The following is a 17,114-nucleotide window of genomic DNA, read 5'->3' as shown; positions in this document are numbered from 1 at the left end:
TGTTAGATATTGTCCCAGCGGTAGCCCATGCCATAAACGGTATCGATACAGTCAAACTCAGCGTCGATAACGATAAACTTTTTCCTAATGCGCTTAACGTGCGAGGTGATTGTGCTGTCGTCGACGTAAATTTTAGCTTCTTGCATTAAATCCTGACGGCTGCGCACATGTCCTGGATGTTTGGCCATGGCATGAACCATCCAAAACTCGGTCACGGTCAGTTCAATGGGTTGCGATTTCCAATATACCTGAATGCGATTGCCATCGATGGTGAGGTGGCCGCGCTCAAGTAAGTTGTCTTCTATTGGGCTTGAACCGATTAATTCTGAACGACGAAATAGGGCCGCAATACGGGCCATTAAATGGGGGAAACTGACTTCTTTTGTTAAATAATCATCGGCCCCTAAACGCAGACCACACACAGTGTCAAAGTCACTGTCGCGGGCAGTTAAAAAAATAATCGGTAGGCTGCTCGACATTGCACGCAGTGCCTGGCACAGGGTAAAACCGCCGTCTATTTCATGCTCTAAACCAATATCAATAATGGCTAGGTCTGGTAAGCGGGCATTAAAGGCGATCATGGCTGCGGGGCGATTTGCATAGGCTTGAACACTATAACCTTGCTGTTGCAGGACATCTTTGTAATTTTCGCGGATAGCGGCTTCGTCTTCAACAATGGCAATTCGTTTCATGGGATGATTTCAATTAATAGGCTGATAAATAGATACAGTGCTGACTATACAGGATTTTATGGTCCAAAAAAGCCGTTGACGGCAATTGCCATATTGTTGCCACATTTGATCGCCACATTGCCATTTTTGCTCCCCAATAAAGCCACCTATGAGGTGTTTAATAGCGACATAGAGTTAATCAGCAACGCATTAACCCATGTATTGATGATAACCATCATTTTTTAACAACCACTTTAAACAACCGCTAAAAGGGATTCTTTATGAAAAAGCAACTTATTGCCGCAACAATTATTTCTACCATGATGATAATAAACGTCAGCTGGGCAAATGACAATGATATTACCGAAGAGCGCGAACACACAGAAGAGCTAGTGGGTTTGAGTTCTGGGATTTTACTCGGCGCAGTTATCGGCGGCCCAGTGGGTGCCATTATTGGTGCATTTACGGGTACGTTTATTGGTAAGTCGGTTGGCGATGAAGCAGAACTCAGCGTCCAGAAACAACAATTGGTGCAGCAAGAGCAAAAATTAACGCAAACTAATGAGCAATTAATGGCATTGAGCACTAAGCAGCAGTCGTTGGAGCAAGTGTCGGAGAAATATTATCAATTACAGTCTAACTTGGCTGAACAAAAAGCGAATCAACAACAAACACTTAATGAGTTAACCATTGGGATGAATGTGCAGTTTAAAACCGGATCGAGCCATATTGAGCCGCTATTTGAACAACAATTAGATAATGTGGCTTACATGATGAGCTTGTCACCAGAATTGACCATTGATTTAACCGGTTATGCCGACCGCCGTGGTGATAATGATTTCAACCAAGCCTTGTCTGAACAGCGTTTAGCCGAAGTGACACAATACTTAGTTATCCAAGGCATTGCCCGCGAGCGTTTGCATGGACAGGCTTATGGTTCAACGTTGCCAATGCACCAGGAACAAAACTTTGAAAACGACTTTTTTGATCGTCGCGTGACGCTCAAGTTATTAGCCCCAGGTGCTGAACTTGCTGCTAACTAAATTTACACGTCGATTTTCCTTTTTGTTTTGAATATTACCCATCTAGGCGCAAACATTGATGTTGTAGCCTAAATGGGTGAGGAGCTAGTATGCGCCCGTTGTTTTTAATCTCACATTTGTCTATTAAAAATGTTTGTAAATCGCTGTGTTTTGGTTTGTTGTTTGTCATTTATGCCAGTATTACAACGGCATTTGCATCACCGTCTGGATATCAAGAAGACGATATCACTCAAGGTACATTAGAGTACTTTCAACAAAATCAAGTGATACAAGCTTTTGCGCTAGATACACAAGTGAGCATGGATGTGTCGGGATTACTCAATCGGGTCACGGTTAAGCAAGTGTTTATCAATGATTCTGATCAATGGGTTAATGGGCGATACTTATTCCCGTTACCTGAAACTGCAGCGGTCGATAGCATGCAGTTACGCATTGGCGACAAAGTCATAGCAGGACAAATTCAACCTAAAAAACAAGCATTACAGACTTTTGAAACCGCCAAAAAACAAGGTAAGCAAGCGAGTTTGTTACAGCAACAACGACGCAATTTGTTTACCTCAGATGTGGCCAATTTAGGGCCACAAGAACAACTCGTGGTCGAAATTAGTTATCAACAAAAGGTTGAGTATCGTGATGGGCTGTTTAGTTTACGTTTTCCATTAGCGATAACACCGCGCTATAACCCGCAAGCTGATCGCACTACCGAGCAGCCGCCATTGGCCATGCCATCGAGCGCTAATACGGCGACAACTGTTAAGCACGTCAGGCCTGCACTAGATGTAAAGATGCAGGTGAACATTGATGCAGGTTTTGAACTAACGTCACTCGACAGTCTCTATCATCCGATTAAGCAATCTAATGTAGGCAATCATTACAGTGTTAACTTTACTGGCAAACAAATTGCCGACCGTGATTTTGTACTGCAATGGCAAGCTAATGTTGGCGTAGTACCACAAGCAGCGACGTTTTATCAAACCGGTAAAACCCATTTAGCAGACAATAGCGATGAGCGTTCAGAAACAGCACAAAGACAACCTAATCCGGTTGATAACAACTTGTACTCGCTAGTGATGTTAATGCCGCCGAGTGTGGAAGTGAGCGAGCAACACCTTATTGCCAGAGAACTGATTTTAGTTATCGATACGTCTGGTTCTATGTCTGGCCAGTCTATCACTCAAGCCAAGCAAGCATTACAGTTTGCACTAGCGGGACTGCGTGACATCGACAGCTTTAATATTATTGAATTTAATAGTGACGTAACAATGTTATCTGCCACGCCATTGTCTGCTAATAGCCGTAATATTGGCAAAGCAAACCGATTTATTCAGTCATTAGACGCTGACGGCGGCACCGAAATGCGCATTGCATTACAAACTGCGTTGGTGGACAGCGTACAGCAAGATTTTGATCAAACCGATACTCACAGTGAAATGCTACGCCAAGTGATTTTTATGACCGACGGTGCCGTTGGCAATGAACATGAGTTGTATCAGCTTATTAACGATCAGTTAGGTGACAGCCGATTATTTACGGTTGGTATTGGCTCTGCGCCGAACTCAGATTTTATGCGCCGAGCGGCAACAATGGGGCGAGGAACATTTACCTACATTGGCAAAGAGTCTGAAGTGCAGCAAAAAATTGAGCAATTACTTAATAAAATAGAGCAACCCGTGTTGACCAATATTGGCTTGTACTATCTTGATGGCAGCGTACCGGATTATTGGCCGACCACCATTAGTGATTTATACCAAAATGAACCCCTTTGGGTAAGCATTAAATCGGCGTCACACCAACAACAGCCTATCATAGTGTCTGGCAGTATTAATGGTCAGTATTGGCAGCAGCAACTTGATTTTGAAGAAAACCAAGCAGCTAAAGGCATTGATTTATTATGGGCAAATGCGCAAATAACATCACTTGAGCTTTATAAAGACAATGCCAGCCGCGACCGCGTTAATAAGCAAGTTGAAGCATTAGGCTTGCTGTATCACTTAGTGACCAGCCAGACCAGTTTAGTTGCTGTTGATGTGACTCCGGTTAACCCATTGGTTGATAATCCAATAGATGTGCAGTTACAACCGCATATGCCCCATGGATTAAATGCAGCTCAATCGTCGCAAGTATTACCACAAACCGGTACCGCTAGTCGATTATGGTTATTAATTGGCTTTAGTTTATTAGGCTTAGGATTGTTGCACTATTTATGGTTAAGACAACGCTTACCAGGCCAATTGTTAGTGATTGAATCACATGATTAAACAGGAGCGGAAATATGCAGCGAACAATATCACCGACCAAGCATTGGATTGTGATTGTACTTCTAAGCGTACTGGGATGTGCATTATTATTACAGGGAGGTTATATGCAAGCTAAAGCCCATTTTGCCCAGTTTTTAATTGAACGTGCTTTTGAAAAAACCTTGGCCGATAGCCAACCGCATAAACCCTGGTCTTGGGCAGACACTCATCCGGTGGCTAAGATGCGTGTGTTGCAACAACACAATGATAGCTTGCAACCTTTAGGCAGTGACTTGTACGTATTAGCAGGGGCATCTGGGCGCAATTTAGCATTTGGGCCTGGGTTAATGTTAGCTGGAGCTGCGTTGGGTGAGCAGGGCAATATGATAATTGCCGGCCATCGAGACAGTCATTTTATGCGCTTACAATACGTTAAGGTAGGCGACATGATTGAGCTTTATAGCACTGCAGGTGAGCGAGTGTTATATCAAATTACTACCACTCATGTGGTGCATGAAACCGACTTAGATGTGCTGGCTCCCAGAGATGAAAGTCATTTAACCTTGATAACCTGTTATCCGTTTGACCAATTGAGTGGCAATGCTGAGTATCGCTATATTGTTGAAGCTAAGCCGGTAGTGAGCAACCCTTTATACAGTTAAATTACAGGAAGGTTTCCGTGTTCGATTGGGTTGGCTGATAAGTTTGAAATCGTCAGGACTTTTTGAGGTTTGAATGCCATCAGATATAAAGGTTATGTTATTTGAACGTCATGAGAGCTGAACGTTTTATTATTAAAGAACCATTTCAATTAATGATTCAGTGTATGTGTTATCACGCCATTCAGAACTAAATAGCCAATAAAAAAGCAGAGTCCAATAGGGCTCTGCTTTTTTGTATCAATAAGCCATTAGGCTCTCATTGACTTTTCACCTCTAGCTAAACCGACCACGCCTGAACGTGATATTTCAATCACCTTAGTTGTGTCACTAATAGCATGGATAAACGCATCAATTTTATCACTGGTGCCAACCATTTGAATGGTATATAGATTGGCCGTAACATCAACGATTTGACCGCGGAAAATATCAGCTGTTCGCTTCACCTCTTCGCGTTGTTCGCCTTGGGCTTTTACTTTCACCAACGCAATTTCACGTTCAATGTAGGCCGATTCTGTGATGTTAGCCACTTTCAAAATATCGATAAGCTTGTGCAATTGCTTTTCAATTTGCTCAAGAATATTTTCATTGGCAATCACGGTAATATTTAAGCGTGACAAGGTCACATCTTCAGTCGGCGCAACGGTTAAGCTTTCGATGTTGTAGCCACGTTGAGAAAATAATCCCACTACTCGTGACAATGCGCCTGGTTGGTTTTCAAGTAATACAGAAATTATACGACGCATTAGCTTTTCTCCGTTTTGCTTAGCCACATTTCGTTCATCGCGCCGCCGCGAATGAGCATTGGGTAAACGTGTTCCGTTTCATCTACGCTGATATCAACAAACACTAACTTGTCTTTCATCGCCAACGCTTCAGCGAGCTTAGATTCAAGTTCATCTGGGTGACTAATGTTCATACCAACATGACCATAGGCTTCAGCAATTTTGGCAAAATTAGGCACAGAATCCATATAAGAATGGGAATGACGACCTGAATAAATCATGTCTTGCCACTGTTTTACCATGCCAAGGAAACGGTTGTTTAGGTTGATAATTTTAACCGGAGTATCATATTGCAGTGCCGTTGAAAGCTCCTGAATATTCATTTGGATAGAACCATCGCCCGTAACGCACACCACGGTAGCTTCAGGGAACGCCATTTTAACGCCCATTGCCGCAGGCAAACCAAAGCCCATGGTGCCTAATCCACCTGAGTTAATCCAACGGCGTGGTTTATCGAACGGGTAATATAACGCGGCAAACATTTGATGCTGGCCGACATCCGACGCCACATAAGCGTCACCATTGGTGAGTTTGTACAATGTTTCAATAACTTGTTGTGGTTTGATTCTATCGGTAGTGCGATCGAACTCTAAGCTCTTACGTGAACGCCAAATTTCAATGTCGCTCCACCATGCAGCCATCGCGGTAGCATCATTAGTGTCTTTTGATTCATCAAGTAGATCTAACATGCCGTCTAAAATATTATCGGCAGAGCCAACAATTGGAATATCGACCCGAACCGTTTTAGAGATAGAAGATGGATCAATATCGATGTGTAAAATGGTTGCATTAGGACAATACTTTTCAACATTGTTGGTGGTGCGGTCGTCAAAACGGACCCCAATACCAAAGATTAAATCGGTGTTGTGCATTGCCATATTCGCTTCGTATAAACCATGCATTCCTAGCATGCCTAAACTCTGCTTATGGGTGCCAGGAAACGCGCCTAAGCCCATCAAGGTACTCACGACAGGGATGTTTAAACGTTCGGCAAGGGCAAGTATTTGTGCATCACAACCCGAAATAACCGCGCCACCACCGACGTATAATACTGGTTTTTTAGCCGCTAACAGGGCTTGTAAACCACGACGAATTTGGCCTTTATGACCCGATGTGGTGGGGTTGTACGAACGCATTTTAACGCTGTCCGGATAAACATAATCATGCAGTATATCTGGGCTTAAACAGTCTTTAGGTAAATCAATGACCACAGGGCCAGGGCGACCGGTAGCGGCAATAAAAAAGGCTTTTTTAACTGTTTCTGGTATGTCTTTAGCGTCTGTTATTAAAAAACTGTGCTTAACGATTGGGCGAGAAATACCAATCATGTCGCATTCTTGGAAGGCATCATTACCAATCAGATTACTCGGCACTTGACCAGACAACACAACCAGTGGGATTGAATCCATGTAAGCGGTGGCAATACCGGTAATAGCATTGGTAGCCCCAGGGCCTGAAGTGACTAACACGACACCAACTTTGCCAGTTGCACGGGCATAACCATCAGCCATGTGCACAGCTGCTTGTTCATGACGAACTAGGATGTGTTCAATACCAGATATTTTATGCAGAGAATCATAGATGTCTAACACCGAACCGCCGGGATAACCGAAGATATGGCTGACACCTTCATCTATTAGTGAGCGCACGATCATACTCGCGCCAGAAAGCTTTTCCATGAAATGAATCCTTGTTAAGTTACCGTATGGTAAACAGTATCTTGTATACAACGACGGTAATCGTTTTAATCAATAAGTTTGAAGGGTAATTCAAACTCGAAAATTGAAATTGCTATCGCAATATTCAATGGCTGGTTTCATTGCTACTGAATCAGTAACTAGCCTCCATCTTATGTAAATTTATTTTTACTGCAACCCCTTTAGTTAATTATTTATCAAGGTTGAAATCATTTCATGTTTATGGGCTGCTTTTAATTGTTGTGGCGAGTTTGATGTTTACGTAGGGCTATAGGCGTTTAGGAAAGCTATTTATAATGTTCAAAGCCAACAAATAGGCAATAAAAAGACCACTAAAATAGTGGCCTTTACATAATGTTCTGACGGGAATATGTGGTGTTATTCAGTTCTAGTTAAAGTGCTTTGAAAAAACTGACATACACCGACTAGCAATATTGAACCAAGCATCAGTGCAGAAAAGGGCACGGCGCTACCATCATAAAAATACGCCAACAATGGCCCCGCGACGGCGCCAAAACCAAATCTTAACGTGCCGATAACGGCCGTTGCGGTGCCGGTTTCTTGTTTGAACTTCATTAATACAATGGCGTCGGCATTGACCGACATTACCCCGAGCGAACCCATTAAAGGGATAAGCATTAATACGGTAAAGTGATAGCTTAAATCAAGTAAATTAACCGCGAGCAAGCCCGTTGCGGCAATAATCCCGAAGAATGTTGACACATGCAACATCCGTTTAGATCCGAACCGGGTAACCACTCTAGAGTTAACAATGTTGGCGAGCATCAAGGCTCCCACATTAGTGCTAAATAAAATCGCAAACAGCGATTTATCTAAATTAAACACTTCCATGTAAATAAATGGCGAAGCGGTTAAGTAACAAAAGAAAGCAAACGACGTTAATACTCCGCTGGATAAATTCAGTTTTACACCATTGCGAGCAAATACTGTGTAGTAACCGCCTAAAAATGTCTTTTGGCTACGACCGCCTAGGTCTTTATCGCTGGGCATTTTTAGCTTAAATAATACTAATGCCAATAATGTGATGGCATAACAACTTTGGCTTAAAAAGATAAGGTGCCAATCGCCGAGCTCCATAATTAAACTGCCCATCGTTGGGGCAAGTAATGGCGCTAACATCATAATAAGGCTGACATAAGACATACCTTTAGCTGTATTGTCGCCATAGATCTCTTTAATGTAACCTGGTACTACAACGGTGGCAGCGGCACCAATGAGAGCTTGTGCAAAACGCAATATCAAAAACTGTTCAATACTGGTACTAAGTGCAATTAACAAGCTGATAATGGTGAAACCTAACAACCCAAAGATAACTAGGGGTCGACGACCAATTTTGTCGGCAAGGGGGCCAAAAATCAGCATACCTAACGCATAACCGGCAAGATAAATACTGAGTGACTGTTGCACTGTGGTGATGTCGGTATCAAAACCTAATGCCAAGATGGACATTGCCGGTAGGTACATATCGATAGCTAAAGGCGTGATGGCAACAATAGCGGCCAGCATAGGGATTAGCATAGCTAAGTGGGGAATACCCGCAGAGACTGGAGATGAGTCGGATTTTGATGGCGATACCACGTGAACCTCGTGTGCTTTAGGTGTTGCAGAAGATGCTAATTTAATCGACGCTAGTTTACCACGTTACGGAGCATTTACTGCGGCTGATTTTTGTAATGAATAATGTGCGCCGTTTGTGTTTATCTTTACGTTTACCCTTATGTTGACAGAATCATTTTATTGAGGCGTTTTAGAGACATATCAATTACGCTTGCAGTAACGATATTGGTTGTTGTGCATGATTTACTTATTCTTGTTTAACCATCTTGTTTAGCCATAAATGAGTGACGAAAACGCCAAGCGAGTTAAGCTTGGCGTTTTGTTGAGGATGAAATTTTATTTATCGTTAGTGAATATGTCGTAATTAATTTGAAATAAAACTATGATAACAACCTACTTTATTATTATTGAGGTTGTTGTGTTGCTGAGTCGGTTATATGGATTTATGCCTGGTTTAGAAACCTTTTCTCGTTACGAGAGAAGCTGGCTTAAAGATGACGTTCGTGCAGGTTTATCTGTTGCCGCCGTCGCTTTACCTGTTGCAATAGCGTACGCACAGTTAACGGGCGTCAATGCAGCAGTAGGTTTGTATTCATGCGTGTTACCGATGCTTATTTACGCCTTATTTGGCACCTCAAGACAACTTATCGTTGGCCCTGACGCTGCAACGTGTGCGGTAATTGCCGCTGTTGTGACGCCACTAGCCGCTGGCGACAGTCTAAAACATTGGCAATTAGTGATGACCATGACCGTGATGACAGGGTTTTGGTGCTTGATTGCGAGTCGATTTAAATTAGGCGTGTTAGCCGACTTCTTATCCAAACCTATTCTGATGGGGCTACTCAACGGTGTTGCCATTACCATTATTGTTGGTCAATTCTCGAAAATATTTGGTTTTACCTTTGATGAAAAATACTTACTTGAACGCCTAGGTGGTGCGCCAAGTTACTTATCACAAACTCACATACCGACATTGTTGATGGCCATTCTGACGGTGGTTGTTTATTTTGTGATGAAGCGGTTAAAACCGACATGGCCAGCATCAATGTTTGCAATTGCAGTAGGTGGTGCATTGGTGTGGGCTTTTCATTTAACCGATTATAATGTGGCGGTTATTGGTAGCGTGGCAGGTGGCTTGCCATCATTTCAAGCTCCTGTGTTTAACATTGGTATTGCGCGTGAATTAGTGATGCCGGCACTTAACTTAGCCATGGTTAGTTTTGTGAGTATGATGCTGACCGCGCGCAGTTTTGCCGCTAAAAATGGTTACGACATTGATGCCGACAAAGAGTTTAAAGCCTTGGGCTTAGCCAATATTGCATCCGCTTTATCGCAAGGTTTTGCCGTGAGTGGTGCAGATTCTCGTACTGCGGTGAACGATGCTAACGGCGGCAAAACTCAATTAGTGTCGGTAATTGCTGCCGTGTTAATCGCCGTAGTGGCGGTGTTTTTAACCGCGCCGTTAGAATTTATTCCCAGCGCAGCGCTCGGGGTAGTATTAGTGATAGCATCTGTGCACCTTATCGACTTAAAAGCGATTTGGGGCTTACGTTTACGTGATCGCCAAGCATTTTATTTAGCTTTAACCACTTTCCTCGCAGTACTTTTTATTGGCGTGATCCCTGGGATCACCCTTGCAGTGTTATTAGGATTGTTTCAGTTTCTTCGTACGGTTATGCGACCGACGGATCAAGTGTTGGGGCTGGATGCAAAAGGCATTATTCGCAGCTTAGATAGCAGCGACAAAGCCTCATCGGTACCTGGTGTGTTTATTTATCGGTTCAACTCTCCGCTGACCTATTTTAATGCTACCTATTTTAAGCGCCGTCTACTTGAACGCTTTGCTCGGCAGAACCAACTTGAAACGGTCGAATGTGTGATTATAGATGCGGTACCTTGCTTTACTCATTTAGATCTAAGCGTAATGGCAATGCTGACCGACATCGATGTGTTATTAAGAAAGCGTGGTGTCAGTTTAGTGTTGGCAGGGCGTAAGCGGCAGTTAATTAGCTGGTTTGAACAAACAGATATGGTGTCGGGCGAAGAAGGTATTACTATTCGCTCAGATTTATATCTCGCATTAAAGATGCAACAAAGTCATGTTGCTGCCTGTGAAGCACAACAGCTTGATGATAGTCATAGCGATGATTCAACCGAGACCGTATTAACACATAGTCAAATTTAACCATTAGGTTTACCTGGTACTGTGTGTTAGCTTAGTTTAAGCTTATGAATTTTAATGATTTTAATAAATGTTGTTCATGGCGATTTTATTCTATAAAATCGCCGAAAATAACCAAGGTATGGCAATCATACTTTGTAATGACGCCCCCTCGAAAATCAGGCCCTTAATTTCCTTTCTGTGCCCTTGAGTAAAGTAAAAAGCGTAGTCTTTCTGTTGGATGTGGCATATATGGTTTCGCAAGTAAGTGAAGCAATGCTGGATGTGATCGCAGATGCGTTAGTCGATAAAGGGTATATCCTTTTATCTGATATCATTCCTGATTATGTAAGTTTAGCCTTGCTTGAAAAAATGCAAGCTCAGCAAGATATTGATTTTAAAAAAGCAGCCATTGGTCGAGGTATTGAACAACAAATCAATACTGAAATTCGCTCGGATAAAATTAGCTGGTTAGACAATCAAGATCATACCGACCGTGAATATTTATCGATTATGAGCCAATTGAAAGATGGGCTAAATCGTCGTTTGTTTATGGGACTGTTTGACTTTGAAAGTCACTATGCTGTTTATGAGCCTGGTGCTTTTTATAAAAAACATGTTGATGCGCTGCATGGCAGCCAAAATCGTATTTTATCGACCGTATTTTTCTTGAATCCAGATTGGCAAGACAGCGATGGCGGCGAATTGATCATTTATGATGAGTTTGATTTACCTTTAGAAGTCGTTAATCCTAAAATTGGTACCTTGGTACTGTTTTTAAGTGAACGCTTTCCGCATGAAGTCAGGCCGACCACAAAAACCCGTAATAGTATTGCCGGCTGGTTTAGGGTGAGCAGTGCTAATCACGGTTTTTAATTATAAAGTAGAGAATGACTTAGTCTTTAGCAAGCTATGTTGTAACCACAAAACAATGTTTTTACGCTATGGATAAAAACATTGTAGTTGCTGGCTGTAAATCTATATGCAGTTAAGGTAATGTAACCTTTTAATAAAAGGAGCGTTAACTTGAGCTGGATTAATAGACAAGATTGCTTAATGGGCGAACATGTTATCTTAGAACCACTGTCTTTAGATCACGTTCCTGGGTTAACTCTGGCTGCCAGTGATGGCGAGTTGTGGAAATTGTGGTTTACGCAAATCCCTGATGCCGATGGCATGAAAGCATATGTTGAGTACGCTTTAGCTTGTGAAAACCAAGGTGAAGCGGTCGCATTTGCAGTGCGTGATAAAGTCTCTGGCAATATCATTGGTTGTACTCGAATTTGCCACTGGGACCAACCTAATCGTAGACTCGAAATTGGCTACACTTGGTACGCTAAATCTTATCAACGCAGTGCTATTAATACCGAGTCCAAGTTATTATTACTCCGCTATGCATTTAATACTTTGGATGCGATCGCGGTCGAATTCAGGACACATTGGCATAATCATGCCTCACGTAATGCGATTGCACGATTGGGTGCCAAGCAAGATGGCATATTACGTAATCATAAAATTCAAGCTGACGGGACTATTCGTGACACTGTAGTGTTTTCGATTATTGAAACCGAATGGCCTCAAGTTGAGCAGTATTTAACTTCTCGTTTAGCGCATTATCAATCGTTAACTTTATCTCCAAATTTCTAAAAACGAAGGAAAATTACCATGAACAAATCTGCTATGTGGGTTTTTACTGTGTCGGCTATATGCATGAGTGTAACTGCACATGCAGAAGATGCTGCAGAAAAAGCATTCACTGATGAACTACTTGAATGTGCAGCGTATTATCAAATTAGCTCGGAAGCGATTGCTGCGATGAATGCCCCACAAATGAAAGCGGTGGGCGATCGTTTAAAAACCTCCGCAATTGATGCCGTGGCTATAGCGGGTAAGTACCGTGCTCCTGAGCAAGTTGAAAAAGATGTTGTTGCAGCTAAACAAAAGCAAATTGATAAATTAGCTGGATCGAATAACTTAGGCGCATTGATGTCAAAATACAAAGACTCTTGCAAATCGATTGTAACAGACCCACAGAAGCGCTTAGATTATTGGATTATGGCGACCATGTAATGGTTTGTTAGATGTGAAATAACCACGTAGAGGTGCCTCTCGTGGTTATTTTTTTAGCCATTTCCCTTGTGGTGTTTGGATCATATGCCCAGGTTCCGCTGCTTCAATCGCTTTTTGAGCCGCAAGAGTGGCAATTTTATCAAGGCTAATTTTATTTCTCTCAGCGATGATTTGATAATAGTGTTTGCGTTTGGCATTAACCGTCAGTACTAGTTGTTGTGATTCAGGTGATGGAATAACAACACCTAAATAACCGTTTGTTTGCTCACCTACTAGTCTGGCTGTTTTGGCTTCTTGCAATGTCATTGCCCAAGCAGTGGCACACCATAATAAACTGGTTAAGCATACGGCAGTGGCTAAAGCGAATCTAGATTTCATCTTGATAACCTCTGCTTAAAATAACTCGTCATTCTCAAGTAAATTATTGAGTTCTTTTTCCACTTTAATTCTAATTTCATGCTCAATTTTAACATTTAAGTTAATGACAATTGGCTTGTCAGGTGGCTCTATCTTTACGGTAGGCGTACAAGCTGATAACCATAACGATGCCATTATGGTGCTGATACTGACTAAATATGTCGATGAATATTTCACGTGGACGATCCTTTTATGCTGCTATTGGACTTTTGCTTCAATTTTGCTTTGTAGCTGATTACCGATCTGAGTACTTTTGTATAACTGAATTAAGTTTTCTTGGTGAGAGTAATTAAGGTGAACAGGGCGCTCAATGTCACGGCTGTTACCTTTTACTGCAATATTAATCTGTGCATCGCCGTTGGGTATCATGTCAAAGGAGCTCGACAATTCAGTATAGTTAAGATGCTCAAGTGCGGTAAAGACTAATCCAAGATAAGGCTGAGATAATTCTAGCTGATCCATTGCAGGATTTCCGGCAACTTCAATTAATCCTCCAGGTGCTCGCGCAGCCAGTTTGCCACCAGTAACAGTCACTTTGCCATCAACCAGTACCGCGGGTAATACGCCATCAAATAAGCCATTGGCTTTAACACCCACTTGCGGTTGCTCTTCTAAGAATTTTTCTAGACTCAACCCTTGTAATAATAAGTATCCATAAGATTTATCATGCAGTTTTAACACAAACTCAGGTAATAAAAAGCGTCCATCAAGCATGTCGCCGCTGGCGGTAAGGTTGATGTTGGTCTCGCTTAACCCTGTAACTTGCTGTAACCAATTGGCCGGTGCTTTATTGCCGTCTTTGTTAAGTTCGATATCGGCATTCAAATTCAAGTTTGTTAGCGATAAACCAAGCTTAGCTTGCTGCAAACTGATTGCGGTTTGTGGGCAGACTAATTGACTGTGGGCAAAGTGTTTCTCTGCTGCTGGAGTATTAGGGCCATCGTGAGTTTGCTGCCAGTTAAATTGACATTGGGCAAACACGTCACCACCATTAAAGGTTTTATCTTCCCATTGACCTGACAAAGATGACAACTGTTGTTGAATTTTCATTTCAAACTGACTGGTGTTGCCTATTTCGCTTAACGCAAAACCTGCGATTAGTTTGCTGTGGCCTTGAATTGTAAAGTTATCTGGCAGGGGTTGAACTTTTTGTAATGTCTTGATTGCTGTTTCAATATCGGTATCAAAAGTCCATTGGCCAGCTAATGATAATGGGCTTTTTTTATCGGCAAATTTAAGTAAGTGATAACTGCTTAAGTTAAGGGTGTCGAGTTGCCATTGTTCACTACCGACCAGTAATCCTTTGGATAAATTGAGTTGCTGAGTAACCGTAATCTTATCCAGTGCAAGTAGTGGTTGGCGGCGACTTTTTCCTAGTTGCTTGGTGATATCGAGTTTATTGATACGCCAAGCGATGTCGTTGGTTGCAGGGTTTTGTAACCAACGTTCTAGCGACTTGTCGATGGGCTCATCCTGAAGTAACGCTAAGGTTATGCTTTGATTGATAGCAATATCGGCTTTTTTAACCGAGGCCAGTGTAGTCGATAGCTTACTGTTGTCCACTTGAGTAGCTTGTTGAACAATCAATTGGCCAATTTGCAGCGTAAACGGAGATAGATTGAGTTGAGTATTATTTTGTTTGAATGACATGGTCGAGGTGTCATTGAGTACAAGCCCGAATGCTCCCAATTGTGCAGAAGTTTTTTTGGTCTGCTTGGTATGTTGTTCATTCTCACTGTTAATACTGCGCAATATACTTGTGTTGTTGACAGCTACGCTGGAGCTTGGCAGTAATGATAATTCGAGTTGATGTTGTTGCCACTGCGATATTTGACCGATTAGACTCACTTTAGCATCAGACAAAGACAACAGCTCTAACGGGATCTCAGGGAATAAGGCTTTAATATCGATAAGACTTGGAGCCATTGCGGTTACTGGTGTTGGTACGGATACATTCTTACTGGCCGTTACGGTTATATCGTCAGCGGCGAGTGTGTTGATTGGCTGTTGTTCTGTCTTGACTGTTGCTTCCAGGGTCGACAATGCCATCCCCCAATCGAAGTGGCTGCTAAATTGTTGATGACTATTGAATGTGGTGTGCGCCAGCTTTAATTTGCTTTGGAGCAATAACCCTTCAATGCTGACGCTTAGATCAGGAATTGACACCTGCAGAGGTAGAGCATCATTTTGCAGCGGGATAACGACTTCAATAGGATAAGCCATGTCGACATCGATGCTGGCTAGCTGAGAAGTCGATTTAGGGGTTAATTTGTCAATGATATGAATTATTTGATTGGCGTTCTCACCAGTTAATAATGCAATTAATTTACTTCTGTCGTCTTGTGAGGGCGACAGTTGATAATTTAGCGGTGCAATATCTAGTTTTACTGCGAAGGCATCAGTGGTTTTGCTGTTGTCTAGTGAAGCCGTTATAGGGTAATAGCCCAAATTCAGCATTGCTTTAACAGGTTGTTGCGGCGAAAAATAAACACTGGACCACAGTGGTGAGTGTAAAGATAAACCGTCTATTGATTGCTGGCTGCTCATCTCGCCGCTGATTAAGTTAATTTTACTATTGGCCGTCCATTGGCCTTCGATGGTGACTTGTTGTTGACGAATAGGTTGTAGAAGTTGTAATAGCTGCTTATGCAAGCCATAAAGCATATTATTGCTTTGCACTTGTTGTGATTGCTGCTTATTGTTTAATAAGTTTAAATACTGTTCTAACGAATTAAGTCCTTGATAGCTTAGCCCTAAATCAACTAGGGTGTTAAATTGCCAGGCACGCTTGTCTAAGGTGGCATCTAGGCTAAATAGCGGGAAATCATTAAAGCGCCACAAGGTATTTAGTTGACCTTTTTGGGTCAAGGTAAGCTTGTCCATCTTTAAAGTGTGTTGCTGTGGGAGATCTTTATCCAGCACTGGCAGCTTAATGTTAATTTCACCTAACTCAATCGTAGGTAATTTTGCGAGGTTGAGTTGCATCGCCGCTGGTGATTCTTCAGTTTGTTGTGATTGACGAATGAAAAAACTGTCACCTAAATCAACGTACACACTTTGGGTTTTGATGCTAACGATATCGTCGGCGTTGATTTGTTGGTTTTTAAGAATTTGCAGGCTGTCGCGTAGCTCAAGATTAAACTCTTGGATGGCAATATGACTGTCTTCAATTTTTAAGACTAATCTGGGGATCCGAATATGATTAAATGAGACATATTCGGCATCAAAATTAAGCACTTCTATGTGGTTGTCGGCCAATAAGTTGTTGAGTATTTTGACCGTAAGAGGTTTGGCATTTTCGATAATGGCCCACACTAGCGCTACCGTACAAAACAGAACAAAGAGTAAAATCTTGTTAAGGGTCGATATGCGCAATAGTGACTCGCTTTATGTTTGCTTGTTCATGGATAACGATGTGCCCGTTAATAATGTCGCTTTTTTCATTTGAATTTGACTACAAGATTGATTAACACGCTCATGGTCATAACTTTATTCATTATCTGATCTTCAACCGAGATAATATGTGTGTCAGCGGTTGTTGATTAACCATCATTTTAGATTGAAATTTTTGGCTGTTAAATAATCAAATAGCCCAATAAACAATTGTTTGCTTAATATCGTGTACACAGAGGATTAATCTTATGTACATTGAAAACTTAATCTTATGCACATCAAAGTGTTAATTAGCTTAGCATGGTATTAGCTGCAGATTGTTAAAATATAATACATTATTAATCTCGGTTTTATGCAGAGAAAACATAATAAAAAAGGCGCTCATTAGCGCCTTTCATTTATT

Annotated in this window: 14 protein-coding genes; 7 read left to right on the top strand and 7 right to left on the bottom strand. The window is 41.9% G+C overall.

Going from position 1 to position 17,114, the window contains the following annotated elements; translation table 11 throughout:
• Window positions 1-2 precede the first annotated feature (2 nt).
• Entirely contained in the window at window positions 3-692 is a 690-nt protein-coding gene (gene pdsR / locus EGC86_RS20195) for a proteobacterial dedicated sortase system response regulator (RefSeq protein ID WP_123778838.1), read from the bottom strand.
• 260 nt (window positions 693-952) lie between these two features.
• Here pdsR and pdsO point away from each other — a divergent pair, with 260 nt between their 5' ends.
• The 3 genes from pdsO to EGC86_RS20180 all read left to right on the top strand — a co-directional run bounded on the left by pdsO (window position 953) and on the right by EGC86_RS20180 (window position 4,613).
• Window positions 953-1,714 (top strand): sortase-associated OmpA-like protein PdsO, encoded by a 762-nt coding sequence (pdsO, locus tag EGC86_RS20190; RefSeq protein WP_123778837.1) that lies wholly within the window; start codon window positions 953-955, stop codon window positions 1,712-1,714.
• 89 nt (window positions 1,715-1,803) lie between these two features.
• Complete coding sequence (locus EGC86_RS20185; RefSeq protein ID WP_123778836.1) at window positions 1,804-3,972, top strand: marine proteobacterial sortase target protein; 2,169 nt, start codon at window positions 1,804-1,806, stop codon at window positions 3,970-3,972.
• A gap of 14 nt (window positions 3,973-3,986) precedes the next feature.
• Window positions 3,987-4,613: a class GN sortase gene (locus tag EGC86_RS20180; RefSeq protein ID WP_123778835.1), complete on the top strand. Its 627-nt coding sequence runs from the start codon at window positions 3,987-3,989 to the stop codon at window positions 4,611-4,613.
• Between the two features lie 248 nt (window positions 4,614-4,861).
• Here EGC86_RS20180 and ilvN read toward each other — a convergent pair whose 3' ends face one another.
• From ilvN to EGC86_RS20165, 3 genes are all read right to left on the bottom strand, one after another.
• Window positions 4,862-5,356: an acetolactate synthase small subunit gene (gene ilvN / locus EGC86_RS20175; protein ID WP_011637094.1), complete on the bottom strand. Its 495-nt coding sequence runs from the start codon at window positions 5,354-5,356 to the stop codon at window positions 4,862-4,864.
• Window positions 5,356-7,074: an acetolactate synthase 3 large subunit gene (locus tag EGC86_RS20170; RefSeq protein ID WP_011637095.1), complete on the bottom strand. Its 1,719-nt coding sequence runs from the start codon at window positions 7,072-7,074 to the stop codon at window positions 5,356-5,358. The genes ilvN and EGC86_RS20170 overlap by 1 nt, the downstream gene beginning before the upstream one ends.
• 396 nt (window positions 7,075-7,470) lie before the next feature.
• The gene (locus tag EGC86_RS20165; protein ID WP_049763580.1) at window positions 7,471-8,631 is read right to left on the bottom strand and encodes a multidrug effflux MFS transporter; all 1,161 of its coding nucleotides are present in this window, start codon (window positions 8,629-8,631) and stop codon (window positions 7,471-7,473) included.
• A 421-nt stretch (window positions 8,632-9,052) separates the two neighbouring features.
• Here EGC86_RS20165 and EGC86_RS20160 point away from each other — a divergent pair, with 421 nt between their 5' ends.
• From EGC86_RS20160 to EGC86_RS20145, 4 genes are all read left to right on the top strand, one after another.
• Window positions 9,053-10,855: a SulP family inorganic anion transporter gene (locus tag EGC86_RS20160; RefSeq protein WP_425376054.1), complete on the top strand. Its 1,803-nt coding sequence runs from the start codon at window positions 9,053-9,055 to the stop codon at window positions 10,853-10,855.
• Window positions 10,856-11,083: 228 nt separating this feature from the next.
• Entirely contained in the window at window positions 11,084-11,707 is a 624-nt protein-coding gene (locus EGC86_RS20155; RefSeq protein WP_123778834.1) for a 2OG-Fe(II) oxygenase, read from the top strand.
• Window positions 11,708-11,887: 180 nt separating this feature from the next.
• Window positions 11,888-12,478, top strand: a complete 591-nt coding sequence (locus EGC86_RS20150) for a GNAT family N-acetyltransferase (protein WP_011637099.1) — start codon at window positions 11,888-11,890, stop codon at window positions 12,476-12,478.
• 18 nt (window positions 12,479-12,496) lie between these two features.
• The gene (locus EGC86_RS20145; RefSeq protein WP_059745016.1) at window positions 12,497-12,901 is read left to right on the top strand and encodes a hypothetical protein; all 405 of its coding nucleotides are present in this window, start codon (window positions 12,497-12,499) and stop codon (window positions 12,899-12,901) included.
• Between the two features lie 45 nt (window positions 12,902-12,946).
• Here EGC86_RS20145 and EGC86_RS20140 read toward each other — a convergent pair whose 3' ends face one another.
• The 3 genes from EGC86_RS20140 to EGC86_RS20130 form a co-directional block, all read right to left on the bottom strand.
• Window positions 12,947-13,279 (bottom strand): YdbL family probable chaperone protein, encoded by a 333-nt coding sequence (locus tag EGC86_RS20140; RefSeq protein WP_123778833.1) that lies wholly within the window; start codon window positions 13,277-13,279, stop codon window positions 12,947-12,949.
• Between the two features lie 15 nt (window positions 13,280-13,294).
• The gene (locus EGC86_RS20135) at window positions 13,295-13,453 is read right to left on the bottom strand and encodes a YnbE family lipoprotein (protein WP_081430160.1); all 159 of its coding nucleotides are present in this window, start codon (window positions 13,451-13,453) and stop codon (window positions 13,295-13,297) included.
• 63 nt (window positions 13,454-13,516) lie between these two features.
• The gene (locus EGC86_RS20130) at window positions 13,517-16,693 is read right to left on the bottom strand and encodes an intermembrane phospholipid transport YdbH family protein (protein ID WP_123778832.1); all 3,177 of its coding nucleotides are present in this window, start codon (window positions 16,691-16,693) and stop codon (window positions 13,517-13,519) included.
• Window positions 16,694-17,114 lie beyond the last annotated feature (421 nt).

Source organism: Shewanella frigidimarina, from assembly GCF_003797125.1.
GTDB lineage: Bacteria > Pseudomonadota > Gammaproteobacteria > Enterobacterales > Shewanellaceae > Shewanella > Shewanella frigidimarina.
The sequence above is the reverse complement of the archived record's forward strand: the minus strand, read 5'-3'. Positions and strand labels throughout refer to the sequence as shown.

Bases quoted from the DNA above. Each gene is read 5' to 3' on its own strand.
- pdsR (WP_123778838.1), bottom strand. From the start codon at position 692: ATGAAACGAATTGCCATTGTTGAAGACGAAGCCGCTATCCGCGAAAAT.
- pdsO (WP_123778837.1), top strand. From the start codon at position 953: ATGAAAAAGCAACTTATTGCCGCAACAATTATTTCTACCATGATGATA.
- EGC86_RS20185 (WP_123778836.1), top strand. From the start codon at position 1,804: ATGCGCCCGTTGTTTTTAATCTCACATTTGTCTATTAAAAATGTTTGT.
- EGC86_RS20180 (WP_123778835.1), top strand. From the start codon at position 3,987: ATGCAGCGAACAATATCACCGACCAAGCATTGGATTGTGATTGTACTT.
- ilvN (WP_011637094.1), bottom strand. From the start codon at position 5,356: ATGCGTCGTATAATTTCTGTATTACTTGAAAACCAACCAGGCGCATTG.
- EGC86_RS20170 (WP_011637095.1), bottom strand. From the start codon at position 7,074: ATGGAAAAGCTTTCTGGCGCGAGTATGATCGTGCGCTCACTAATAGAT.
- EGC86_RS20165 (WP_049763580.1), bottom strand. From the start codon at position 8,631: ATGCTAATCCCTATGCTGGCCGCTATTGTTGCCATCACGCCTTTAGCT.
- EGC86_RS20160 (WP_425376054.1), top strand. From the start codon at position 9,053: ATGATAACAACCTACTTTATTATTATTGAGGTTGTTGTGTTGCTGAGT.
- EGC86_RS20155 (WP_123778834.1), top strand. From the start codon at position 11,084: ATGGTTTCGCAAGTAAGTGAAGCAATGCTGGATGTGATCGCAGATGCG.
- EGC86_RS20150 (WP_011637099.1), top strand. From the start codon at position 11,888: ATGGGCGAACATGTTATCTTAGAACCACTGTCTTTAGATCACGTTCCT.
- EGC86_RS20145 (WP_059745016.1), top strand. From the start codon at position 12,497: ATGAACAAATCTGCTATGTGGGTTTTTACTGTGTCGGCTATATGCATG.
- EGC86_RS20140 (WP_123778833.1), bottom strand. From the start codon at position 13,279: ATGAAATCTAGATTCGCTTTAGCCACTGCCGTATGCTTAACCAGTTTA.
- EGC86_RS20135 (WP_081430160.1), bottom strand. From the start codon at position 13,453: ATGGCATCGTTATGGTTATCAGCTTGTACGCCTACCGTAAAGATAGAG.